Annotated in this window: 23 protein-coding genes, 1 tRNA gene and 1 pseudogene; 18 read left to right on the top strand and 7 right to left on the bottom strand. The window is 47.6% G+C overall.

Translation table 11 applies throughout. The features are described from left to right. Positions 1-308: 308 nt before the first annotated feature. On the top strand, positions 309-1,376 hold the full coding sequence (locus BM082_RS16555; RefSeq protein WP_074927797.1) for a porin: 1,068 nt from the start codon (positions 309-311) through the stop codon (positions 1,374-1,376). Positions 1,377-1,518: 142 nt separating this feature from the next. Here the strand turns inward: BM082_RS16555 and BM082_RS16550 are convergent. Both BM082_RS16550 and BM082_RS16545 read right to left on the bottom strand, forming a co-directional pair. Next, positions 1,519-1,594 (bottom strand) — tRNA-Arg (locus tag BM082_RS16550). Between the two features lie 80 nt (positions 1,595-1,674). Then, the gene (locus tag BM082_RS16545) at positions 1,675-2,808 is read right to left on the bottom strand and encodes a flagella assembly protein FlgT (protein WP_017009329.1); all 1,134 of its coding nucleotides are present in this window, start codon (positions 2,806-2,808) and stop codon (positions 1,675-1,677) included. A 208-nt stretch (positions 2,809-3,016) separates the two neighbouring features. Between BM082_RS16545 and BM082_RS16540 the strand changes: the two genes are divergently transcribed. Together BM082_RS16540 and BM082_RS16535 are read left to right on the top strand one after the other, a co-directional pair. Next, positions 3,017-3,652, top strand: coding sequence for a FlgO family outer membrane protein (locus tag BM082_RS16540; RefSeq protein WP_017009330.1), 636 nt, complete (start codon positions 3,017-3,019; stop codon positions 3,650-3,652). Between the two features lie 42 nt (positions 3,653-3,694). Then, a complete protein-coding gene (locus BM082_RS16535; protein ID WP_017009331.1) occupies positions 3,695-4,123 on the top strand; it encodes an LPP20 family lipoprotein in 429 nt (142 codons plus the stop codon). Between the two features lie 114 nt (positions 4,124-4,237). Here BM082_RS16535 and BM082_RS16530 read toward each other — a convergent pair whose 3' ends face one another. From BM082_RS16530 to flgA, 3 genes are all read right to left on the bottom strand, one after another. Further along, positions 4,238-4,669, bottom strand: a complete 432-nt coding sequence (locus BM082_RS16530; protein ID WP_074927795.1) for a flagella synthesis protein FlgN — start codon at positions 4,667-4,669, stop codon at positions 4,238-4,240. Positions 4,670-4,675: 6 nt separating this feature from the next. Further along, on the bottom strand, positions 4,676-4,993 hold the full coding sequence (flgM, locus tag BM082_RS16525; protein ID WP_074927792.1) for a flagellar biosynthesis anti-sigma factor FlgM: 318 nt from the start codon (positions 4,991-4,993) through the stop codon (positions 4,676-4,678). 85 nt (positions 4,994-5,078) lie between these two features. After that, positions 5,079-5,777 carry a flagellar basal body P-ring formation chaperone FlgA gene (gene flgA, locus BM082_RS16520; protein WP_026024523.1) on the bottom strand — a complete coding sequence of 233 codons (699 nt, stop codon included), beginning with the start codon at positions 5,775-5,777 and terminating at the stop codon, positions 5,079-5,081. Positions 5,778-5,906: 129 nt separating this feature from the next. Here flgA and BM082_RS16515 point away from each other — a divergent pair, with 129 nt between their 5' ends. From BM082_RS16515 to flgL, 14 genes are all read left to right on the top strand, one after another. Beyond that, positions 5,907-6,839: a chemotaxis protein CheV gene (locus BM082_RS16515; protein WP_017009335.1), complete on the top strand. Its 933-nt coding sequence runs from the start codon at positions 5,907-5,909 to the stop codon at positions 6,837-6,839. A gap of 3 nt (positions 6,840-6,842) precedes the next feature. Then, a complete protein-coding gene (locus BM082_RS16510) occupies positions 6,843-7,670 on the top strand; it encodes a CheR family methyltransferase (protein WP_017009336.1) in 828 nt (275 codons plus the stop codon). Positions 7,671-7,872: 202 nt separating this feature from the next. After that, complete coding sequence (gene flgB, locus BM082_RS16505) at positions 7,873-8,268, top strand: flagellar basal body rod protein FlgB (protein ID WP_017009337.1); 396 nt, start codon at positions 7,873-7,875, stop codon at positions 8,266-8,268. A gap of 3 nt (positions 8,269-8,271) precedes the next feature. After that, on the top strand, positions 8,272-8,685 hold the full coding sequence (flgC, locus tag BM082_RS16500; RefSeq protein WP_017009338.1) for a flagellar basal body rod protein FlgC: 414 nt from the start codon (positions 8,272-8,274) through the stop codon (positions 8,683-8,685). A gap of 17 nt (positions 8,686-8,702) precedes the next feature. Continuing rightward, complete coding sequence (locus BM082_RS16495; RefSeq protein ID WP_017009339.1) at positions 8,703-9,455, top strand: flagellar hook assembly protein FlgD; 753 nt, start codon at positions 8,703-8,705, stop codon at positions 9,453-9,455. A gap of 20 nt (positions 9,456-9,475) precedes the next feature. After that, on the top strand, positions 9,476-10,783 hold the full coding sequence (gene flgE / locus BM082_RS16490) for a flagellar hook protein FlgE (RefSeq protein ID WP_017009340.1): 1,308 nt from the start codon (positions 9,476-9,478) through the stop codon (positions 10,781-10,783). Between the two features lie 185 nt (positions 10,784-10,968). Then, positions 10,969-11,718, top strand: a complete 750-nt coding sequence (locus BM082_RS16485; RefSeq protein ID WP_017009341.1) for a flagellar basal body rod protein FlgF — start codon at positions 10,969-10,971, stop codon at positions 11,716-11,718. Between the two features lie 16 nt (positions 11,719-11,734). Beyond that, the gene (flgG, locus tag BM082_RS16480; protein ID WP_017009342.1) at positions 11,735-12,523 is read left to right on the top strand and encodes a flagellar basal-body rod protein FlgG; all 789 of its coding nucleotides are present in this window, start codon (positions 11,735-11,737) and stop codon (positions 12,521-12,523) included. A 15-nt stretch (positions 12,524-12,538) separates the two neighbouring features. Further along, positions 12,539-13,324 (top strand): flagellar basal body L-ring protein FlgH, encoded by a 786-nt coding sequence (gene flgH / locus BM082_RS16475; RefSeq protein WP_017009343.1) that lies wholly within the window; start codon positions 12,539-12,541, stop codon positions 13,322-13,324. 27 nt (positions 13,325-13,351) lie between these two features. Beyond that, positions 13,352-14,443, top strand: a complete 1,092-nt coding sequence (locus BM082_RS16470) for a flagellar basal body P-ring protein FlgI (RefSeq protein ID WP_074927790.1) — start codon at positions 13,352-13,354, stop codon at positions 14,441-14,443. 4 nt (positions 14,444-14,447) lie between these two features. Then, on the top strand, positions 14,448-15,428 hold the full coding sequence (flgJ, locus tag BM082_RS16465) for a flagellar assembly peptidoglycan hydrolase FlgJ (RefSeq protein ID WP_074927787.1): 981 nt from the start codon (positions 14,448-14,450) through the stop codon (positions 15,426-15,428). Positions 15,429-15,505: 77 nt separating this feature from the next. Next, complete coding sequence (locus BM082_RS16460; RefSeq protein WP_074927784.1) at positions 15,506-15,955, top strand: hypothetical protein; 450 nt, start codon at positions 15,506-15,508, stop codon at positions 15,953-15,955. A gap of 158 nt (positions 15,956-16,113) precedes the next feature. Further along, on the top strand, positions 16,114-17,991 hold the full coding sequence (flgK, locus tag BM082_RS16455) for a flagellar hook-associated protein FlgK (RefSeq protein WP_074927781.1): 1,878 nt from the start codon (positions 16,114-16,116) through the stop codon (positions 17,989-17,991). An 11-nt stretch (positions 17,992-18,002) separates the two neighbouring features. Further along, positions 18,003-19,196, top strand: a complete 1,194-nt coding sequence (flgL, locus tag BM082_RS16450) for a flagellar hook-associated protein FlgL (protein WP_017014217.1) — start codon at positions 18,003-18,005, stop codon at positions 19,194-19,196. A gap of 146 nt (positions 19,197-19,342) precedes the next feature. Here flgL and BM082_RS16445 read toward each other — a convergent pair whose 3' ends face one another. Next, positions 19,343-20,227 (bottom strand): AraC family transcriptional regulator, encoded by an 885-nt coding sequence (locus BM082_RS16445; RefSeq protein ID WP_017009349.1) that lies wholly within the window; start codon positions 20,225-20,227, stop codon positions 19,343-19,345. A 185-nt stretch (positions 20,228-20,412) separates the two neighbouring features. On the opposite strand from BM082_RS16445, the gene BM082_RS16440 reads away from it, so the two are divergent. Beyond that, positions 20,413-21,630, top strand: coding sequence for a sugar efflux transporter (locus BM082_RS16440; protein ID WP_074927778.1), 1,218 nt, complete (start codon positions 20,413-20,415; stop codon positions 21,628-21,630). An 87-nt stretch (positions 21,631-21,717) separates the two neighbouring features. On the opposite strand, the pseudogene BM082_RS16435 reads toward BM082_RS16440, so the two are convergent. Continuing rightward, positions 21,718-22,011, bottom strand: a pseudogene (locus tag BM082_RS16435) (IS4 family transposase); the annotation flags it as partial.

The following is a 22,011-nucleotide window of genomic DNA, read 5'->3' as shown; positions in this document are numbered from 1 at the left end:
TATTTCTTTTCGAGAAGAAAGTGTGTGAGTCAGATCTTTATTCTAAGCGTTTATCTAAAAATTGTTGATATTTATAATAAATCACAACATCATAAGTTGTTGATTAATAAGTGATTATATCGTTTTAGATGTTAAGTTTGAACTAATTCAAACTTCATTCAGCTGCGTGTTTTTTTTTAATCGATACGAATTAAGCTGCACATCGTTGATATACAGAATCAATAAATAAACACCGGTGTCGTTGCTCACGGCGGCCAACTAAGAGCGATGAACTCTCCACCGGGCATTTACTTTTTAAGGAGTTTTCCATGGACAAAACTTTTAAACGTTCTCTACTAGGTATGGCTGTTGCAGTTGCTGCAATGTCTGGTTCTGCAAACGCAGCTATCGATCTTAACGGTGAAGCAGTACAAATGTACGGCCAAGCAGCTGGTTTCATGCACATCACTAACCCAGAAGTGGGTGATGGTGCAGCACAAGCTGTTATCGAATCACGCATTGGTTTTAAAGGCCGTGTAGCATTTGACAACTTTGGCCCAGACTTTATCTGGCAAATCGAAAGTGGTGACGCAAACAACACTGATTACGGTGCGTTCGGTATGCGTGATACTTACCTAGGTCTTGATTTTGAAGGCGTTGGTAGCTTCAAATTTGGTCGCCAACTAGTTGCTGCATATAACTACGTTGACTGGCCACACACGAACCCAGGTCTAGGTAACGTTTTCGATTGGCACAATGCTATCGATGCTTCATTTGAAGACCGTGCAAATAACAACTTCCGTTTTGACTCTGCAACTTGGGGTGGCTTCAACTTCCAAGCAACATTGAGCGGTATGGGCTCAACGACTGACGCGCTGGTTGCAAGCATCGCGACTTCTTACACTCAAGACATGTTCAGTGTACACGCGGGTTACTATAACCAAGGCAAATATGACGCAGCAGTAGCTAAGACCGAAGACAGCGTTGTTATTGATGATAATGGTAATATTGTCGTTAAACCAGGCACAGCAGCGACCACAGAAGAAGCTGGTGATGTTTCTTACGCTATCGTTGGTGGTAGCGTATTCCTAGGTGACGTTACGCTTACTGCTGCATACAAAATGATGGAAAATGGTCTGACTGGCGATGACCAAGATGCATACTCTGCAACTGCACAGTACGTTATCGACGGTACTTGGGTACTTAAAGCAGGCTATGCAGCAACAAGCGAGTCTAAACTTGGTAACGACGACGATTCTCAAGCAATCACTGGTCGTCTAGGTTACATGCTTCCAAGCACTTACTTGTACATGGACGTTCGTTCATACGACATGGATGGTAGCACTGAGAAAAATGATGGTACTAACATCCTAATCGGTGCTGAATACTACTTCTAATCCATTAGGACGTAGCTATCACATACAAACGGGCCTTTATGGCCCGTTTTTCCGTTTGTGATAAACCAAAAAAATGAGCTGGATATATTGAAAGAAGGGTTTTGATTAGGTTTATTGTTTGGAGGTATATGAGGCCAAGAAATGGCGCTCCCACAGGGACTCGAACCCCGATCGATCGCTTAGGAGGCGACTGCTCTATCCTGTTGAGCTATAGGAGCATTGGCGCTACAAGGTGGGATTATGCAGCGCCGATATTCAGTATACCTAAATACGGGATCAGATTAAGGGGTATCTAACGTTATTGAGTGTGTTTGGTCACCATATCACCAATTTGAACACTTGAGCCGAGTTCAACAGGGGCGATTGAGATTTCTGATGAGTTTTCATACACACGCGTGACGGTTAGCAGCATGTCACTTTTCTTGAGCTGGGTGCGGTGCGTACCGTATTGGTCGGTAAAAGATGCGTTATGCCACAATGACAACTCATCACCGTACTTCACACCATGAATACGTCCGGCATTAATTTGCCCTCTCTGGCCGTTAATTTGCACGACTTCTGGTGTCGTTGCACGGCACGCCAAATGCGTTTCTAAATCTAGCAACACGTTTCTGCTCATTCGCTGCGCCATCTCACCGTACGCGGATGTCCAAAAACGGGCGGTTTTGGTATCGACTTTGCTGTGTCGCTCAAAAGGCCATTCGGCGATATCGCGATACAGGTTCTGATAAATCACGTCCCCCGACTTTCCGTCGATCACATCGACAGACAATGCCAATTGTCGGTTGGTTTTGTCTTTTCTTAATACCTTGGTGTCGATCGTTGCCGACATGTCAGTGATGTTTCCAACCAGCAAATATTGAGCGCCAGTGTCTTCGGCAATCATAGTGGCAACATCAGGCTGGGTAGGGGAGATGGCATGAGGCGTAATGCCTTGCACCACAAAGCTTTGTGCTTGCGTTTCAAATTGACGCTGAAGTAAGACGGTGAAGTCATCCCCGAAGCGGAAAATACCGCCGAGTGCGGCATGATCAGGAGACACAATGTCAAAACGGCCCATCACAAGCCCTTTTTTATATTGGTTCTTGTGGCAAGCATTTGCCGTTGGATAGATATCAACCCGCGCAGTCAATTTTATGACGCCATCAGATTGCTTCGATTTCAGCACTTGGACGTGGCGAATTTCATTTCCGCTGAATTGATAGTCGTTGCGGGTCTCTTTCAGGTACGGACGGATTGCCGTTAGGCCCGCGATATCAGCACCAGAGAATTTTATCGCCTGATAAATAGCGTCTTCAAGCGCACGTTCTCGGGCTTGGTCTTTGTTCTCTAAAATGGTGCTGACGCCAGTGACTTCGTACCATGCCGCGTTGGCTGACGGTGCTGAGAGTGCAATACAAGCAACCAATGGCTTAAGAATTTTTTTACGCATAGCCCTGATATCCAATAGTAGGTATAAAAATTGCTAGACCAAGATACATCGCAGTAAAAGCGGCAACGCGGTTAGCAATACATTGCACGAATAAACCGTATAGATGCAAATAATGTTCCCAAAAAATGGTGCGATAAATGGATTTGAAATTTCACACGTATGATGTGGTGAAATATCATGCGTTAAACGTATCCGGAGCCAGACGACAATGAAAAACTGGATAGTGATATTACTGAGTCTCGCAACCGTATCTTGTGCGTACAACCCGATCTATAACGGTAAAGAACCGTATCCGGGTAGCCAATTTCTGTTGCAACAAACACCTCGGCACACTCTCGATTATTTTCTCGATGGTTTGGCGACCGAATTGCTTGAGACAAACAACTACCTGACGGCAAGAACACCAATGGCAGTGGTCTCGTTTGTTGACGTCGAAGAAATGGACGAAACCAACTGGCTCGGAAACTCCGTGACAGAAGGCATGATCTACCAAATGCAGCGCCGTGGTTTTACAGTCATTGATTTTAAAACCACGGGGGCTATCCGCGTGACGCCTGAAGGTGATTTCACCCTTAGCCGTAACTGGAAAGAGTTGAACCCCGAACAGCAGATTGACTATGTCCTGACGGGCACCATGTTGCGCCAAGGCGGCGGGGTATTGGTGAATGCGCGTATTGTTGGCATGCGCTCACGCGTTGTCGTTGCGTCAGCGCAAGGCTTTTTGCCTGCGGATCGCATTGGTCGAGACATTGATACGCTGCGTAAAGTACGCATTGAAGATGGTGTGATCATTCGTGGCGATAAGCGCAAACACATGTCTGATACCGTCACGTTGAAGCCTTGAACCGCGAAAAATGAATAAACAAGATTGATGAGTGGAGTTCACATGAAAATTTGGCTAATGCTGACAATGGTAATGCTGCTCAATGCTTGTCAGCCTATTACACGTATTCGTTCTGATGAAGTACTCACTGCTGTGGGTACCGCGTCGGTCACCGCTCAGCGTGGTGAAACCCTAGAAGAAAAACAGTTTCGTGCCATGCGCGCATCAAAACTTGAAGCGTATAAAGAATTATCCGAACAGGTTTATGGCATTCGAGTAAGCGGGCTGACACAAGTGGATGATCAAGCGCTAGGCATTGATAAAACCCACGGTGCGGTCGATGGCATCATTCGTGCTGCGGAAGTTGTGAGCACTTATCAGGTGGGTGACAGTTACGTCACAGAGCTTGAATTGAATCTACGTAAAATGAAGAAGATGACTGAATACGGTGAATCTCACCATGTGCCTCGCAACGACGCGATCATTTTCTAAGCGTGTTCTTTTCGCGTCATACTGTTGAATACGACAAAAGCAGCCATGGGCTGCTTTTTCTATTTGGTTTCTATTCTGATGTTTTGTTCTAAAACGGGAAGCTTGAACGTTAACTTACGCTTTTATGTTGGTACCGAGCGTGCGGCTGCCAGACGCTTGACCTTCACTGTCATAGGTCATTTCACTTTTCCCTGTGGCTTCTTGAAATAAATTACGAAGCTTGTGCATGCTGAGCTGAGCGCGCTGAAGGGCAATGCCGTTATTTTCGTTTTGCTGGTGGCATTGAGTGAGAACATCTTGAATGTTGATGATCTGTTCTTTTGTTTCATCAGAAGGAGCGGCGAGCTCAGGGCATCGAGCAAGAAATTGGTCGCGTTGTCGTATGGCATTAATCAAAGCGAGCTTTTGCTTTGCAAGGGCGTCAATATCCGTTGCTTTACGAGAAGCAATCGCCGATATTTCGGCTTGCATCACGTCAAGTAATGCGTTGACGTCCTCAGCTTGTGCGCTGAGTTGTTGTTCGAACGTGAGCGTTTCGTCAGACATCGTCAATTACTTGATACTACGAAGCTCATCTTCGTGCTTCATGATATTAGCCGCAAGGCGGTCTGCATCGACTTTGTAAGATCCGTTTGCGATGGCGGCTTTAATCGCAGCGACTTTCGCGCTGTCAAAATGTGTTTCACTTGCCATTTGTTGATTCATAGCGCCAATCGCTCGACTCTCATCGCTCATTGAAAATGCATCACCTCGGGTTTGGCGAACATCACTCGCCGCGCCTGTTTCTGCTGCTGCATTTTGCGTTTTGTTTTGATTGCTTCTGTTCGTGTTAATGGGTTGACCAGAACGCAAATGATCAATACTTGCCATAATAAAACCTTTTAAATGCCCGAACCTTCTGTTGCTCACAGTATCGGCCGTACTCATATGAACTTTAGCACTTAATTTCAGGAAACTAGAATTTTACAATTACTTGGCCGACGGAGGTTATTGTAGCATCGACGATTCGATTCGATTTGCTGTTGCGTACTTTAATTTGTTCGCCGAGAGCACCGTCACTCAATGCTGTACCTTTTGCAATAATATTCAAGCCACTACCCGTTGCTGTGATAACGACCTCATCACTTCGACACACCATACAAATGTCATTACCTTGCACTGGCTGCCCAATACCTACCACGCGTTTAATGCGAGAGCCCACAACCGTCGACACATCTGTATACGTTTGACCGCGTTGAAAGCGAGCATCAACAAGTTGAACGGTTAAATCGTCGTTTGTAAGCATCACTCCGCGATCTAACGGGCGTTTTGCTACCACGACCGGTGTGAGTAGACTGATTTGCACAGGCACATAAACTTGCCAGTCATCTTCTTCACACGTAACCATCACCGTCACGCTTTTGTTCAATGATTGTCGTCCAGGAACAGAAACATCAAGAGGTGATGGGCAATTTGAAAGGCGTAATCGAGCGTCAAGGTTTCCGGCTTGCACATTTAGCTCCCCCTGTGCGGGCGGGGTTATCAAGGTCGTAACATATTCCTCTGCGGCAACTTTTACGGCTTCAAGTTGATTTGCCGGAGCAGCGGCTATAATGGAGCTAAAGCCAATGAGAAATGTGCCGATAAAGAGACAGGCTAATCGTTGGTAACACATAAGTCACAAATTGGTTAGTATGTTAAACATAGCTGCAGTGTTCCACGAATTGGTTCGACGATGAAGTTTGTTGAGCCAATGTTTGCTGCAATACGATAAAAAAAATCAGGGCAATATGGAGTTTATCTTATGTCGGGGATTCTTGATACGGTCAATCAGCGTACACAATTGGTGGGTCAAAACCGCCTAGAGCTATTGACCTTCCGATTGATGCGAAAACAACGTTACGGCATCAATGTGTTTAAGGTAAAGGAAGTACTCCAATGCCCTAAGCTGACTTCCATGCCAAATTTGCATCCGCTGGTCAAAGGTGTGGCACACATTCGTGGGCAAACCATTTCAGTCATCGATATGAGCCTGGCAACGGGTGGGTTGCCAATCACTGACCCGGAAAACCGCTTTATTATCATTTCAGAGTTTAACCGCTCCACTCAAGGCTTCTTAGTGGGTTCGGTTGAGCGCATTGTTAACATGCACTGGGAAGCGATCCTGCCTCCACCAGAAGGTACCGGTAGCTCGAACTACCTCACTGCTGTGACTGAGATTGAAGGCGAGCTGGTAGAAATTCTCGACGTAGAGAAAATCCTAAACCAGATTTCACCGGTGAACGAAGATATTAGTGAGGAAGTGCTGGCCAACAAACCGGTATTTGAAGAGGGCGGTTCAGACCCAACAACTGTGCTCGTTGCTGATGATTCAAGTGTCGCTCGTCGCCAGGTAAAACGTGCTGTGGAAACCATTGGGTATAATGTTGTACTCGCACATGACGGCCGAGATGCACTGGAAAAACTCCAGGTTATGGCGGCTGAAGGCACCATTAACGATCTTGCGCTCGTTATCTCAGATATCGAGATGCCAGAGATGGATGGTTACACTTTAACAACTGAAATTAAAAAAGACCCTAGCCTCAAAGATATTCATGTAGTATTGCACTCGTCTCTCAGTGGTGTCTTCAATGAAGCTATGGTACAGCGAGTTGGGGCAGATGCATTCATACCGAAGTTCGACCCAGATGAACTCGGCGAAGCCGTAATGAACGCGGTAAAAGGTCAAGAAAATTAATCCATGACGAATATAGCGATCACAGAACAAGAGTACCGTGATTTTTGTAAATATCTCGAAAGCAAATGTGGCATTGTTCTTGGCGACAGTAAGCAATATCTCGTAAGAAGCCGACTTAGTCCGCTTCTTACACGCTACAAACTCGCTTCGATGTCGGAGCTGTTTCAGCTTGTGCTGACCAACCGCAATCGCGATTTGGCCGTTGCTGCTATTGATGCAATGACAACAAATGAAACCTTATGGTTTAGGGATACCTATCCGTTTGATGTTTTGGCAAACAAACTGCTGCCAGAGGTAGCGGAAAATAAACGCCCAATCAAAATTTGGTCAGCGGCAAGCTCATCAGGACAGGAACCGTACTCCATCGCGATGACGATCCAAGAAGTGCTTGCGAGGCGACCAGGCCTTTTTCAAAGTGCACAAATCACTGGCACTGATATTTCTTCAACCATGCTGGAGAACTGTCGCGCAGGGATTTATGACAATTTGGCATTGAGCCGAGGTCTGTCTCCTGAGCGGAAGCGAAAATTCTTCGAAGATGCTGGCGAAGGCCGCATGAAGGTGAATGATTCATTAAAGCGCATGGTGACGTTCAAGCCTCAAAACTTGATGGAAAGCTACAGCCTACATGGAAAGTTTGACATCATTTTTTGTCGAAATGTGCTGATCTATTTCTCGCCGGAAATGAAAGCACAGGTATTAAATCAGATGGCATCAAGCCTTAATCCTGGAGGGTATCTGTTGCTGGGCGCATCGGAATCTCTGACAGGATTGACGGATCGTTTTGAAATGATCCGTTGTAACCCTGGCATTATTTACCGTCTGAAATAGGCCAACACACGAACTACGTAAAAAGCGGCACAGAAGTTGCCGCTTTTTTTGTGCCTGATGGATAGTGAAAGCATGAAAATTAGCACTGAAAAATAAAGTAATACATTGAATAGTAAGTGGTAATTTTACTTTTGACGATATGTGGTGAAAGTTGGCATCCATATTGCTTTTCTATCAATAGAAGATTTTAGGAGGTTGCCACATGGCAATATCGTTCGATAAAGCGCTGGGGATTCATCAACACACTGTCGGTGTGCGCTCTCAGCGGGCTGAGACACTGGCAAGTAACCTCGCGAATGCGAATACGCCAGGTTACAAAGCTCAAGATATGGATTTCGAACGTGCGCTTCAAGCGGCAACTTCTGGGGCAAGCATTGGCCTGAGCCGAACGGATGGGCGGCACATTACTGCCTCTTCACAAGTGGATGGTCAAAAGATGTACCGTGTTCCAAATCAACCTGACACTGGCGATGGCAACACCGTGGATGCGCAGGTAGAACGTAACTTGTTTATGCAAAACGCACTTGAATATCAGGCGTCGCTGGACTTTCTTGGTTCTAAGTTCAAAAACATGTCCAAGGCACTGAAAGGGGATTAATGGATGAGTCTATTTAATGTGTTCAACGTCACCGGTTCTGCCATGAGTGCAGAGTCTGTTCGACTGAATACCACGTCCAGTAACTTGGCGAACGCGAACTCTGTCAGCAGCTCAGCTGAAGAAACGTACAAAGCACGTCACCCTATATTTGCCGCGGAATTGAACAAGTTTGCGTCGCAAGGACAAAGTGTTCCAGTACGTGTTGAAGGTATCGTGGAGAGTCAAAAGCCACTGCGTGCCGAGTTCAATCCTGATCACCCAATGGCAAATGCGGAAGGCTACATTTTCAAACCAAACGTAAATGTAATGGAAGAGATGGCCAATATGATTTCGGCCTCCCGTTCCTATCAAACCAACGTAGAAGTGGCAGAGGCAAGTAAACAAATGCTGATGCGTACACTACAGATGGGTAAGTAAGGTAGAAGGACGGCATTATGAATCCGATTGACGGCGCAGGTGGTGCAGGTGGCGGCAGCTACATTGACCAACTCAAAGCCCTACAAGAAAAGCAACGCACAGAGCGCGGTGATACGGGAGAAAAAGTCACAGGTCAAACTGACCTGAATCAAGAAGACTTTCTCTCACTATTGACCAAGCAGCTTGCGAACCAAGACCCGTTCAAACCGGTTGATAACGAGCAAATGATTGCCCAAATGGCATCGTTCGCGACCGTTGATGGCATAGGCAAAATGAATGAACAATTTGGTTCATTGAATGCAGCAATGACGTCGAGCCAAGCGCTTCAAGCATCGTCACTGGTCGGCCAAGATGTATTAGTGCCAGGTAACGAGAGCTTTAAAGCAGCCGCGGGTGGCATTGCAGCGATGGTTAAACTGCCTCAAGCGATGAATGACGTCATGGTACGTATTCAAAACGAACAGGGTCAGTTACTTAAAAACTTCAGTATTGGTGCGAAATCACCGGGCGATCACCGCGTCGAGTGGGATGGCTTGGATGACAGTGGCAATCCATTGCCGGAAGGCAAATACACCATGAACGTAAGCGGCTTTGTTGATGGAAAGTCTCAAGACTTCGAACTATCGACTTACGCCAATGTAAACAGTGTCCTACTGGGTAACGGTGATGGCAACGTCATGCTAAACATTGCAGGTTACACATCACCGGTGAAACTCACCGAGGTGCTTGAAGTAGGTAATGCTAACGTCGGCGGCGCGAGCAAAGGTTAAAGGATAGAGGAGTTCCAGCAATGGCATTGAATATCGCACTGAGTGGCCTCGCGGCAGCTCAAAAGGACATGAATACCACCAGTAACAACATTGCGAACGCCAACACTTTTGGCTTTAAAGAATCGCGCGCTGAATTTGGTGATGTTTACTCGGCTTCGATTTTCTCGAACGCAAAGACCACGACGGGTAGCGGTGTGCAAACCTCTATTGTGGCGCAGCAATTCCATGAAGGTTCAAGTATTTACACCAACAACCCGCTTGATCTTCGAGTAAGCGGCAACGGCTATTTTGCCGTGGCGAACGACAAACTGGCGACACAAAACAACGTGTTGACCCGTAACGGTGCTTTCCATCTGGATAAAGACAACAACGTCGTTAACTCTGAAGGTCAGTACCTATTAGGTTACAACGTAGATACTGAGACCGGCCAAGTGGGTTCGTTTGAGCCAAAATCACTTCAAGTGCCAGACCAATTTGGTCAACCTCGTGCTTCTCAGAACGTTGATATTGGTTTGAACCTACCAGCGGGTGCTGCAGAAAAAGATCCAACTCTGTTTAACCCAGAAGATCCTGATACCTATAACAAAGCGACCTCTGCGACGATCTTTGACTCACTAGGCCAGCCGTACAAACTGACAACCTATTATGTTAAAGATAACGTTACACCGAACAAATGGGCGGTGTACTACAGCGCAACTGACTCTGAAGGCGAGAAGCCTGTTAACTTAACCGCGGGTGACTTCACCAGCGCAACCGGCCACGTTGGTCACTCTGTTGAGTTTAACAGCGACGGTTCCGTCAACACGGTTAATGGCGGTCAGCCTATTCAAACCGTTGAATTTGGTCCTAACGGCGCGGGCTTGGAAATGAATGGTGCAGACGGTGCACAATCGCTGGCGATTAACTTTGAAGAGCCAACACAATACGCATCACCGTTTGAAATGCGTAAGTTTAACGAAGATGGTGCAACCACGGGCTACCTTGCAAAAGTCGATATCGATCCGAAAGGTACCATCATGGCGACGTACAGCAACGGTGAAAACGTTGCACTAGGCCGAGTGGCGTTGGTGCGTGTTTCTAACCAACAAGGTATGTCACAAGCGGGTAACACCCAGTGGAAAGTCACCCAACAATCTGGTGATGCGGTGTGGGGTGAAGCGATGCAAGGTGCGTTTGGTAAAGTGAAAAGCGGCACCATCGAACAATCAAACATTGATATGACCCAAGAGCTGGTGGATTTGATCACTGCTCAACGTAACTTCCAAGCGAACTCGCGTTCACTTGAAGTGGGTAATTCGATGCAACAGACTATCCTTCAGATTCGCTAATCGGTTCATTGATCGATACGTGAAATTGCCGCTTGCATGTCAGGCGGCAATTCATTTCCTACAACTCCCCCCTTTCTCTCTTCTGTTATTATGTGTTTATTGCACTAATGCCTTGTAAATTATTATTATTTTAAATTGGCACTCTTCTTGCTTTATGTCTTGCATAAGCGACAGGAGAACGTCAAATGGATCGCGCATTATTCCTCGCCATGAGTGGCGCAAAACAAGACATGCAAGGCATGCAATTACGTGCCAATAACCTCGCTAACGTAAGCACCACAGGCTTTCGTGCTGATTTAGAGCAGGCACGAGCAATGCAGGCTTATGGTGAAGGTTTGCCAACGCGCGTATTCAATATGACTGAGCGTCCAGGGCACAGCTTTGCTCAAGGTTCAACCATCACGACAGGTCGTGAACTTGACGTTGCCATTAAAGGTGACGGTTGGTTGGCGGTATTGGACGGTACGGGCCAAGAAGGTTACACCCGTGTGGGTAACTTGAAAGTGGATCAAACCGGTATGCTGCAAAATGGCCATGGTCATTTGATCTTGGGGGAAAGCGGCGCACCTATCTTCTTACCGTTACCGGTGTCAAAAATTGAAATCGGTACGGATGGCACTGTGTCTGTGTTGCCGCAAGGTGCACCACCTGAAGCCATGGAAGAAGTGGATCGCATCAAACTTGTTCGTCCTGACAACAATGATTTATTCAAAGACAAAAATGGCGTGTTCAAGCCTGTGAACCCAGGTGCCACGTATGCCGCTGATGCAGGGGTCACTCTGCTTACCGGCGCGCTAGAAGGCAGCAACGTCAACGCCATTGGTGAAATGACTGGTCTGATTGATCTTCAACGCCACTTCGAAATGCAAGTCAAACTCATGAAGACCGCCGAAGAAATGGATCAAGCATCCAACTCTTTGCTTCGCCTGGGTTAATTAAGAGGGAATCATTATGCATCCAGCTTTGTGGGTGAGTAAAACGGGCCTAGACGCTCAGCAGACCAATATTTCGACCATTTCTAACAACTTGGCGAATGCCTCGACAATTGGTTTCAAAAAATCCCGTGCTGTGTTTGAAGACTTGTTCTATCAAAACATCAATCAGCCGGGCGGCCAGTCGTCTCAAAATACTGAACTACCGAGCGGTTTGATGTTGGGTGCCGGTGCTAAAGTCGTGGCGACACAACGTGTGCACAGCAACGGTAATGCGCAAACGACCAATAACGCCTTAGATCTGATGATCGAAGGTGACGGCTTCTTCCAAGTCTTGCTACCTGATGGCAACATCGGTTACCAACGTAACGGCCAGTTCACGCTGAATGATGAAGGCGTGATTGTAACGACAGGTGCGGGTTACTCCCTTGAGCCTGAAATCGCTGTGCCGCCTGATGCAATTCAAGTGACTATCGGTACTGACGGTGAAGTCTCTGCTCGACTGCGTGGCCAAACGGCAAACGCCGTGTTGGGGCAAATAACGACGGTAGATTTCATCAACCCAGGTGGCCTTGAGCCTATTGGCCAAAACCTTTACTTGCCAACGGGTGCCAGTGGCGACCCACAAGAAGGTGTGCCGGGACTTGATGGATTAGGCAGCATTCGTCAATCAATGCTGGAAACCTCCAACGTTAACGTCACCGAAGAGCTGGTTAACATGATCGAAGCGCAACGCGTTTATGAAATGAACTCCAAAGTCATTTCTTCTGTCGATCAGATGCTGAGCTATGTGAATCAGCAACTTTAATGGAGTAAAGCGCGGATGAAAAAGTTACTAATAACAAGTTTGATGCTGGTGACTGTATCGGGTTGTAGCTTGATGGATCCAGAAGCGCTACTTGCGCAAAATGAAGTGGCAGAAGCCACCACAGAGACTGATGCCGTTGAAGGCAACACAGAGCCGCAGGGCGAAGGCTTGATTGGATTACTGCGTCAGCGTGAAGACGCGATGGCAGGTGATCCTTCTTGGTCACCACTACATCCGCCACGCCAACCTGAGCACTATACGACAGCCACAGGTTCGCTGTTCAGTATTGCACAGGCGCAAGATCTTTATGATGACACTAAACCGCGCGGCATTGGCGATATTGTCACCGTGTTGTTGGAAGAAAAAACACAAGCGAAAAAAAGCGCCAGCACCGATGCGAACAAATCAAGCGATTTGAGCATGGACCCGCTTGAAATGGGGGGGCAAGAAGTCACTATCGGTGATTCCAACTTGTCTTACGCCGCGGGTCATGACAACAAAACCAGCGGCTCAACCAGTGCTGATCAGAGCAACAGCATTAGCGGCTCGATCTCTGTTGAAGTGATTGATGTGTTGGCGAACGGCAATTTGATCATTCGCGGCGAGAAATGGCTGACGCTGAATACCGGCGATGAATATATTCGTTTGAGCGGCACCATCCGTCCTGATGACATCAGCCAAGAAAATACCGTGGCTTCAACGCGTATTTCGAATGCGCGCATTCAGTATTCTGGTACTGGCGATCGACAAGATACGCAAGATCAGGGCTGGTTGGCACGATTCTTCAATGTTGTTCTGTAAACGTAATGACGTTGTCGGAGATTTGACGTGAAGAATTGGCTAACGCTTTTATTGATTGCTGCACTGGCTAGCCCCATTGCCTATGCTGCCCGCATTAAAGATGTGTCGGAAGTGGCGGGAGTGCGCAGCAACCAATTGGTCGGTTACGGCTTGGTGGTAGGCCTTGCGGGGACAGGGGAAAGCACGCCTTTCACTGATCAAAGCTTTAATGCCATGCTGAAAAACTTCGGTATACAGTTGCCACCAGGCACCAAACCGAAAACCAAAAACGTGGCAGCTGTTGCTGTGAGTGCAGAGCTTCCAGCGTTTGCAAAGCAGGGTCAGAAAATTGACATCACAGTGTCATCGATCGGATCGGCGAAAAGTCTGCGCGGTGGCACGTTAGTCCAAACCTTCATGAAAGGCCTTGATGGTAAAACCTACGCCGTGGCACAAGGTAACCTCATTGTTGGCGGTTTCAGTGCTGAAGGGGCTGACGGCTCAAAAATCGTGGGCAATACGCCGACAGTGGGTCGAATCACCAACGGTGCAACGGTAGAGCAAGAAGTCCCGTCTCCATTTGGGCGTGGCGACCACATTACCTTTAATCTTTTTGAATCTGATTTTACGACCGCACAGCGCATGTCAGATTCTATCAACAGCTTCCTCGGCCCTAATACTGCCGCAGCGATGGACGCGACCTCGATTCGTGTTCGCGCACCGCGTGACTTGTCTCAGCGCGTTGCCTTCTTGTCTACCATTGAAAACCTCGAATTTGTGCCTGCCGATGCCGCCGCGAAAATTATCGTGAACAGCCGCACTGGCACCATCGTTGTTGGTCAGAATGTACGCCTTCGTCCCGCTGCGATTACCCATGGTGGCATGACAGTCACGATCAATGAAAACTTACAAGTCAGTCAACCGGGCGCATTCTCGGGGGGAGAAACCGTTGTCGTGCCTGATTCTGGTGTCGAAGTATCAGAAGAAGATGGACGCATGTTCCACTTTAAGCCGGGCGTGACCTTGGATGATTTGGTTCGTGCGGTAAACGGTGTCGGCGCAGCGCCGTCTGATTTGATGGCCATCTTGCAAGCGCTCAAGCAAGCAGGGGCTATCGACGGTCAACTGATAGTGATTTAAGCCTATGAAAACGCCCATTGATACCGGATTCATCCATGACCTTAGCCGCTTAGACTCGTTGCGTCAGAAAGCATCGAACGGCGATGGGAAACAATCAGATGAAGCTATGCGTGCAGCGGCTGAACAATTTGAAGCGATTTTTACGCAGATGTTGTTTAAATCAATGCGTGAGGCGAATGACGCCTTCAAATCTGACTTGATTGATAACCGCACGTCAAAGTTCTACGAGCAAATGGCCGATGAACAGCTGTCGAGTACCTTGTCTCGTGAAGGTTCGCTCGGGCTTGCGGATTTGATCGTTCAGCAATTTAAAAGCGCACAAGGTGAGCCGATGGATGTCGGTGAGAACACGGCAAGTGGGCGTATCGATTTATCGCCAACTTTGCGTGTTCCTCCTGTGAATACAGACGAAGAGCCAGTGCTTCCAAATCTCGAAGCGTTGGAACAGGCAATCAAGCCGAACGTTGAGGTGAAGCCTCAGCAAAGCGCATTGGCCCCTGAGATGAACGCCAAGCCTTTTGAAACGCCGGATGAGTTTGTTTCTCGACTCACGCCTTATGCGCAGCGAGCCGCTAGAAGCTTGGGCACTGACCCGGCGATGTTGATAGCGCAAGCGGCACTGGAAACGGGTTGGGGTAAGAAAGTGATTGCGAATGCCCGTGGCAATAGCCACAACTTATTCAACATCAAAGCTGACCCTCGCTGGGCTGGGCAAAAAGTCGCCACTCAAACACTCGAATTTCACAATGATATTCCAGTGCAGGAAATGGCGTCATTTCGATCCTATTCTTCCTATCAGGACAGCTTTGATGATTATGTCCGTTTTTTGAATACCAACCCTCGCTATGCGACCGCCCTTGAGCAGTCGGAAAAGCCTGAGCAATTTATTCGTGGCTTACACAAAGCGGGGTACGCAACCGATCCGCAATACTCTGACAAAGTGATCAGTGTGTTCAATCGTGTTAAAGGTCTGATGGACCAATAATTCCGAACGTTACGTCTCGCTTGTCAATTGCATGAGCGAGGCGCTGTTTTAGCGTTGGTGACTGAAAGGCAACGAACATGCTAGAACAGGAAAAAGACGCGCCAAATAAAAACAGCGAAAATGTTCAAGTGCTTCAATCTGGATCGATCCGACGCGATCCGTTTATTCGCGCTTTCCTCGAAAAAATGCCTTCCGATGTCGAAAAGACCTTCACCGATGCGCAATTGCTGCAAGTAAAGCTCATGTACGGCACGCGCGCAAAAGCCAGCCATATGGTGGACATTCGAACCGTGGTCGGGGCGTGGAATTGGCAATACTATCTCGTGTTTTTGTTTGGTCGTAACCGCCGTGATTTAACCCGCGCTGAACAAACGATTTCCAATATCTCGCGCGTGTTAATCCTCCTTCTTGGCACTTTTGTACTGTTTTGCGTGGTCACGGTATCGCTTTATTTACTCAAGTCTTTTGCCGGCATAGACATACTACCGAACTTTTCCTTTGGCCTCTGGCATCAGCTCTCCGCCTAACGGCAAGCCCTTGCCTGTTTTTGTGTGAAAATTAAACAAATCACTTCATAAACCCGCCGTATTGCCGATATAGGTATGTAATGGTTATGGCATGATTCTTGAATTGAATGTCATATTAGAAGTTTTATCGGCTATGCATTACCGCATACGGGGGCTGAATGGGTTTTGATTTGCTGGCGCTGGGTGCTCAAGGCGTCCTAACAGCACAACGACAGCTAAATACAACGGGCCACAATATCTCTAACGTGAACACGGAAGGATATAGTCGCCAGTCTGTAGAGCAGCGCGCCAACGACACTGCCTATTGGTCTGCAAACCAATGGGGGCAAGGTGTCCACGCGGCGTCGGTGCGTCGTAACTACGATAAGTTTGCCGCCAACGAATTCAGTATCTCCACCTCTGCGCTTAGCCATGCGACAACCCGCAACAGCCAGCTCACCATGCTGGATGACATGATGTCTCACTCCGCCAAGAAAATTCCTGAAAACATGAATGAATTTTATGGTGCAGTAAAAGGCCTAACGGACAGCCCAAGCGACATGGGTGCGCGCAAAGTGGTGCTTGAAAAGTCTCGCTTGGTTGCTGCGGGTCTTAACGACATGAATACCATTCTTCAAGCGCAAGAAATGGATACCTCGGTTGAAATCGATGCCACCTTGACGCGCATGAATGATATTGGTGCGGAAATCGTTGATGTTCATAAAGCCTTGCTGAAAAGCCAAGCCGTCGATAACGATTTGCTCGATAGGCACCAAAGTTTGATCAACGAGCTGTCCGAATTTACTCAGGTGAGCGTGAACCAACGTGATGATGGCTTGTATAACGTCATCATTGGCAGTGGGCACACCTTGGTATCAGGCTTACATTCCAGTGAATTAAAAACAGTGCCTGGCGATCCTGACCATCAAAAACGCCGTTTGGCGTTGGTGGAAGGGAAAAGCCTTAAAGCGATTGATAACGATGACATCCGCGGTAGATTGGGTGCGATGTTTGAATACCGCGATAACACACTAGGCCAAGTGCGTGACGAGCTAGGGCGTTTAGCGGCGGGTTTCTCCATGTCATTGAATGACATGCAATCTCAAGGTTTTGATTTGAGTGGTGCGATCGGCGAGAAAATTTTTACAGATTTCAACGATGACAGAATTTCACGCGACCGCGTGATTAAGGGCTCAAACTCGACGGCTGATATCAAGGTCACGCTCGAAAACTTATCGGCGCTGAAAATTGGCGATTACCACCTGAAATACGACGGTAGCCAGTACACCTTGGTTGACCCCGAAAAGAACATGGTGAACGTCACCCCAACAGGTACACCACCTGCGTTTGAATATGATGGGTTGAAAATCCAAGTTGATGCAGGGCTTGCCGCTGGCGAGCGTGTGATTATCCGACCGCTCCGACAAGCGGCAGGACAAATAGGCGTCATCATGGAAGACCCGGCAAAAATTGCCGCACAAAGCTATGTGAGCTCTAAGTCCAACGTGACGGGCCAAGGTGACGTAAAAATACTGACGCAAGGTGCGCAGCAAGAATTCCAAGTCGCGATTTCTCCGGATGCGACCCAGTTTGCAGTGTTGGACATGAAAGGTAATATTCTTGTCGCGCCGCAAGCTTACCCACCAACAGGGTCGGTGAATGTCAATGGTACCGTGTTTGAATTGTCTGACGGTGCTGCACCGGAAGATGTGTTTGCTATCAGTCTGCAACCAGCAGATGGTGAGAACGGTAACTTGATCCGTATGCAGAAACTGCAAACACAGAAACTGATGGACGGTGGCCGCTCGAGCTTGATTGATGTTTATGAGGGCTTGAACACAGACATTGGTGTTCAAAAGGCCTCGTTTGCACGCTTGGAAGACGTGAGCCGCGTTGAGCATGATGCCGCCGCAGGGCGCGTTGCAGAAATTTCTGGCGTTAACCTCGACGAAGAAGCCGCAAACATGATGAAGTTTCAACAGGCGTACATGGCCTCCTCTCGCATCATGACGGCTGCCAATGAAACCTTTGAAACTCTGCTGAGTGCAACCCGATAAGGATATGACTGATGATTAGCCGTATTGCCAGTTTCCACAACTATCAGTCTGTATCGAATGATTTGATGCGCCAGCAGGTCAAGCTGCAAGACAATCAAGACCAGCTTGCCACGGGTAAACGTGTGCTTACCTCTGGTGATGATCCTGTCGCGTCTATCTACATTCAGAACTTCCGTCAGCAAGACAAGCAACTTGATCAATACGTTGATTCGATTACGCTGGCTCGCAACCGTCAAACCCGCGCTGAAATCGCGATTGACGATTCGGAGCAATTGATTGATAGCGCCAAGCGTACCACGATGGAAATGATCAACGGCTCGCTGTCAGATGACGACCGTGCCGCGCACAAGCAAGACATGAAAGGCTTGTACGATAACTTCATGAATTTGGTCAACGCCAAGGATGAGTCAGGCAATTTCTTGTTCTCTGGTACGCAAGCGAGCAAGCAACCGTTCTACCGTGATAATGCAGGCAATGTGCGTTATGCCGGGGACAGCTATCACCGCACGGCACAAATTGCCCCTGCGGTAGAAGTGCAAACCAGCGATCCGGGTGACGAAGTCTTCATGGAAATCAAAAACCCGTTTGGTGACTATCAGCCGGACTATGAGCTGGAAAGCGGTTCTCTGTTGCTGTTAGCGTCAGCGACCAACACCAACAATGCCGATACGTCCGATTATGCGGTGAATTTCAGTGTGGATGGCAATGGTCAAACGCTGTACGAGCTGACGCAAAACGGCGCCATGGTGAGTTCGGGCGTTTATGACCCAGCCACTGGTGTGCAATGGGGAACGCTAAGCGCGAGCTTTGAAGGTGAAATGCTGGATGGCGATTCCATCACATTGGCACGCCAAGATACGTTCAACGTGTTTGATGCCTTTAGAAAAGGCATGGAATTGTCCGAAGAAAGTATTTTCAATGCGTCGGCAACGGCAGAACTTCACCAAGTGACGGAGCAGTTTGCGGCGGCGTTTAAGCATTTGAACACAGTACGCTCGGAAGTGGGTACGCGCTTGAATACGCTGGATCGCCAAGAAAGCATGCATCAAGATTTCAAACTGGTGCTAAACCGTTCACTCGGAACGATGGAAGATCTGGATTACTCAACGGCAGTGATTGACATGAACGAAAACCTGTTGGCACTGCAAGCGTCTCAACAAGCGTTTTCAAAAACCAAAGAGTTGTCGCTGTTTAACTACATTTAATCAAGATGGCGAGAAAGAGCAGTTTCTAGACGCGAGATAAAATCAAAAACACTGTTAAGATCGTTATTTATCTCGCTAAAAACTGGTGGACTGTCGCTCTAAACAGCTAAGATTTTCTCGTTTCTCGTTTCTCGTTTCTCGTTTCGCTACAAAAACTGCTTTCTAAACGCCATCGGCGTCATGTTCTTTATCGCTTTAAATTGGCGATTAAAATTCGACAGATTTGAAAACCCTACCTTTTCAGCCACCACGGCAATGGGCGTTTTTGTGCGCATCAGTAGTTCACACGCTTTGCCTAAGCGATAGCGCTTTAGGTGATCAGAAAAACTTTCAGAGAAGTGCTTTTCAAACATGCGGTATACCGAACTTTCGCTCATATGAAGGTGACGACACATATCATCCACGCCGAGAGGTTTATGATAGTGGTCTGCAATAAACTGCTGTGCTTTCTCTAGCTTGTCGTTAATTGGCGAGTCTTTGGCGACGTAAAAACAGTAAGGCCTTGAGGTTAGGGGCTTGGCAGCTTTGTCTTCGCACAGTAGCAGTAAGATGTCGATGACGTGAGAGAACTGAACGGACGGTTTCAAATCACAGGCATCACTCATCAATGCATGCAGTTTCTCACCAGTGTCAGGCGAAAATTTGAGGCCTTTGTGGGCGCGGACCAGCAACGCTGAAATAGGCGAAAGTTCTGGCACGGTGGCAATGAGTGATTCTAGCCAACATTGATCGAGCCAAAGTACGTGCGAACTGGCGGGGTGATCTTCTGTTGCGGATGCCGTGCTGCTGACCATATGTGGCAGCCCTGGGCCCATGAGGTACGCACAGTTGTGTTCCGCATCACCAATGTAATCACCCAGTACGGTTTTGGCACTCACTACACCATGTGGGTCTTGATATACCACGAGTTCAATTTCGTTGTGATAGTGCCAACCGCAGTGGGACTCTCTCACCGTATGATCGCAGTGATAATCAACGAAATGCCAAGACAAACTTGTCGATTTATCAATGGGTTCAATGGTTGGCTTCATCTTGTGTGCTCTTTCATCAAGTTGGCTGTATTTACATCAGTCTTTACGAATATTGTCAGTGAAAAGGAAGATGTTGAAGGAATAGTATTAGTTGTTGCGTGATATTTATCACATATGCAATCTGTTTGTTTCTAAAATTCACTATGTAAATTAAGTGCAGCCGTTTTAGATAGAGAGAACATGAGATGAGAAATTACGGTCGTTTTTTAACGCAAAAAGCACCATTGGGTTACCTATTGGTGTCCCTCTTTTCGGGCTTAGGAAGCGGCTTTTTCTACCCACTTTCAGGCTTGTTTGTGGTTGATGCCTTGGGCGCCTCACCATTACAAATGGGGATTTTCCTCTCGCTCTCTATTTTGAGCGGCGTGTTGGTATCACAGCGCATCGCCAAGCAATCTGATCTTGGTTTGGACAGACGTAACATCATCTTGACTTCGCAAATGAGTTTTATTGTCGTCATGGTGTTGTTTCTGTTTATTAGAAACTACTACTTGGCACTGGCGGTGATGGTCTGCATTTCCAGCTTTAGCGCCGCGGCAATGCCACAAACCTTCGCCATTGGCCGTGAATATGCGGATAAAGACATGGGTAACAACGGTACGCTCTTTCTGTCCTTGATGCGCGCCATGATGTCTTTGTCTTGGGTGATTGGCCCGCCGTTAGCGTTTATTGTGAAAGATGCGGTCGGTTTCAATGGTGCATTTATGTTTGCGGGCATCATGATGAGTGTGTCGGTGTTGATTGTTTGGCGTTTGTTCCCGTCAGTCACCATTAAGAAAGCAGAAACGGCAACGTCGGTTGTGAATCATTCATGGCGACGCATAGAGGGTGTGCCTATGTATATTGCCGCCGTTTTCATGTTGTTCTGGGCGAACAACATGTATGTCACCACCATTCCATTATATGTGTCGAAAGAACTGATAATGGGTGGCGCAGTGGCAGGGCAATTGTTGGGGTTGGCAGCCTTTGTCGAAATTCCCGTCATGATTTTGGCAGGGCTTTGGGCTACGCGTGTTGATCCTCAAAGGCTGATGATCCTTGGCGTTACGTCAGCGTGTTTGTTTTACACCTTGCTGTGGGGCGCAGAGGAACTGTGGCAAATGTATGCCCTTCAATTGTTAAACGGCACGGCAGTTGGGATTTGTGCGGGCCTTGGCATGGTGGTTATTCAAAACAAAATGTCGACCCAAATGGGTGTGGCGACCACCTTGTTTAACAATGCCATCATGGTGGCAAGCCTGATTTCGAGTGTTACCGTGGGTGTGATTGCGCAGTTCTTTGATTATCACTCAGTGATTGGCGCAATGATCATGGTTGGGCTGGTGGCGCTGTTGCTCTTGATGCTTTCTGTCAGAGAAAAAAAACAGCCTTGCCCTCCAGAAGCGACGGCAGAGGTACACTGACTCAACTGTCGCGATAGCGAAAAAAATAGCGAAAGAAAATAGAGAACTCAAAGAGAAAAGGTCAGCAGATGCTGTAATGCATGTGAATTAAGCTGAATTACGCCTTCTAGAAGGCCTGGTCGCATAGCGACTGGGCCTTTTCTTTACTGCTCTTGGATATGTCCTCTCCCTCCTCTCTGGAAGCACAAAGCTCTCTGCCATATCGAGGATATACCTGAGCACTTCTGGATATCTTCCGGGCGCGACAGCCGGGAGCATCTGCAACTGACTCACCAAAAATATCGATGCCTGCTTAAAACCTATTTGGTATGGCATTACCGTATTCAAGGAATACGCCATCTGGCACATCATAAAACGCAGCAGGTTGTAGGCAAGCAACAT

The organism is Enterovibrio norvegicus DSM 15893 (assembly GCF_900115495.1).
In the GTDB taxonomy this organism is placed as follows: Bacteria; Pseudomonadota; Gammaproteobacteria; order Enterobacterales; family Vibrionaceae; genus Enterovibrio; species Enterovibrio norvegicus.
Note: the sequence above shows the minus strand (reverse complement) of the source record. Positions and strands in the feature narration are given on the sequence as shown.

What these genes read in the sequence shown, in the direction of transcription:
- BM082_RS16555 (WP_074927797.1), top strand. Translation starts at nt 309, where the DNA reads ATGGACAAAACTTTTAAACGTTCTCTACTAGGTATGGCTGTTGCAGTT.
- BM082_RS16545 (WP_017009329.1), bottom strand. Translation starts at nt 2,808, where the DNA reads ATGCGTAAAAAAATTCTTAAGCCATTGGTTGCTTGTATTGCACTCTCA.
- BM082_RS16540 (WP_017009330.1), top strand. Translation starts at nt 3,017, where the DNA reads ATGAAAAACTGGATAGTGATATTACTGAGTCTCGCAACCGTATCTTGT.
- BM082_RS16535 (WP_017009331.1), top strand. Translation starts at nt 3,695, where the DNA reads ATGAAAATTTGGCTAATGCTGACAATGGTAATGCTGCTCAATGCTTGT.
- BM082_RS16530 (WP_074927795.1), bottom strand. Translation starts at nt 4,669, where the DNA reads ATGTCTGACGAAACGCTCACGTTCGAACAACAACTCAGCGCACAAGCT.
- flgM (WP_074927792.1), bottom strand. Translation starts at nt 4,993, where the DNA reads ATGGCAAGTATTGATCATTTGCGTTCTGGTCAACCCATTAACACGAAC.
- flgA (WP_026024523.1), bottom strand. Translation starts at nt 5,777, where the DNA reads ATGTGTTACCAACGATTAGCCTGTCTCTTTATCGGCACATTTCTCATT.
- BM082_RS16515 (WP_017009335.1), top strand. Translation starts at nt 5,907, where the DNA reads ATGTCGGGGATTCTTGATACGGTCAATCAGCGTACACAATTGGTGGGT.
- BM082_RS16510 (WP_017009336.1), top strand. Translation starts at nt 6,843, where the DNA reads ATGACGAATATAGCGATCACAGAACAAGAGTACCGTGATTTTTGTAAA.
- flgB (WP_017009337.1), top strand. Translation starts at nt 7,873, where the DNA reads ATGGCAATATCGTTCGATAAAGCGCTGGGGATTCATCAACACACTGTC.
- flgC (WP_017009338.1), top strand. Translation starts at nt 8,272, where the DNA reads ATGAGTCTATTTAATGTGTTCAACGTCACCGGTTCTGCCATGAGTGCA.
- BM082_RS16495 (WP_017009339.1), top strand. Translation starts at nt 8,703, where the DNA reads ATGAATCCGATTGACGGCGCAGGTGGTGCAGGTGGCGGCAGCTACATT.
- flgE (WP_017009340.1), top strand. Translation starts at nt 9,476, where the DNA reads ATGGCATTGAATATCGCACTGAGTGGCCTCGCGGCAGCTCAAAAGGAC.
- BM082_RS16485 (WP_017009341.1), top strand. Translation starts at nt 10,969, where the DNA reads ATGGATCGCGCATTATTCCTCGCCATGAGTGGCGCAAAACAAGACATG.
- flgG (WP_017009342.1), top strand. Translation starts at nt 11,735, where the DNA reads ATGCATCCAGCTTTGTGGGTGAGTAAAACGGGCCTAGACGCTCAGCAG.
- flgH (WP_017009343.1), top strand. Translation starts at nt 12,539, where the DNA reads ATGAAAAAGTTACTAATAACAAGTTTGATGCTGGTGACTGTATCGGGT.
- flgJ (WP_074927787.1), top strand. Translation starts at nt 14,448, where the DNA reads ATGAAAACGCCCATTGATACCGGATTCATCCATGACCTTAGCCGCTTA.
- BM082_RS16460 (WP_074927784.1), top strand. Translation starts at nt 15,506, where the DNA reads ATGCTAGAACAGGAAAAAGACGCGCCAAATAAAAACAGCGAAAATGTT.
- flgK (WP_074927781.1), top strand. Translation starts at nt 16,114, where the DNA reads ATGGGTTTTGATTTGCTGGCGCTGGGTGCTCAAGGCGTCCTAACAGCA.
- flgL (WP_017014217.1), top strand. Translation starts at nt 18,003, where the DNA reads ATGATTAGCCGTATTGCCAGTTTCCACAACTATCAGTCTGTATCGAAT.
- BM082_RS16445 (WP_017009349.1), bottom strand. Translation starts at nt 20,227, where the DNA reads ATGAAGCCAACCATTGAACCCATTGATAAATCGACAAGTTTGTCTTGG.
- BM082_RS16440 (WP_074927778.1), top strand. Translation starts at nt 20,413, where the DNA reads ATGAGAAATTACGGTCGTTTTTTAACGCAAAAAGCACCATTGGGTTAC.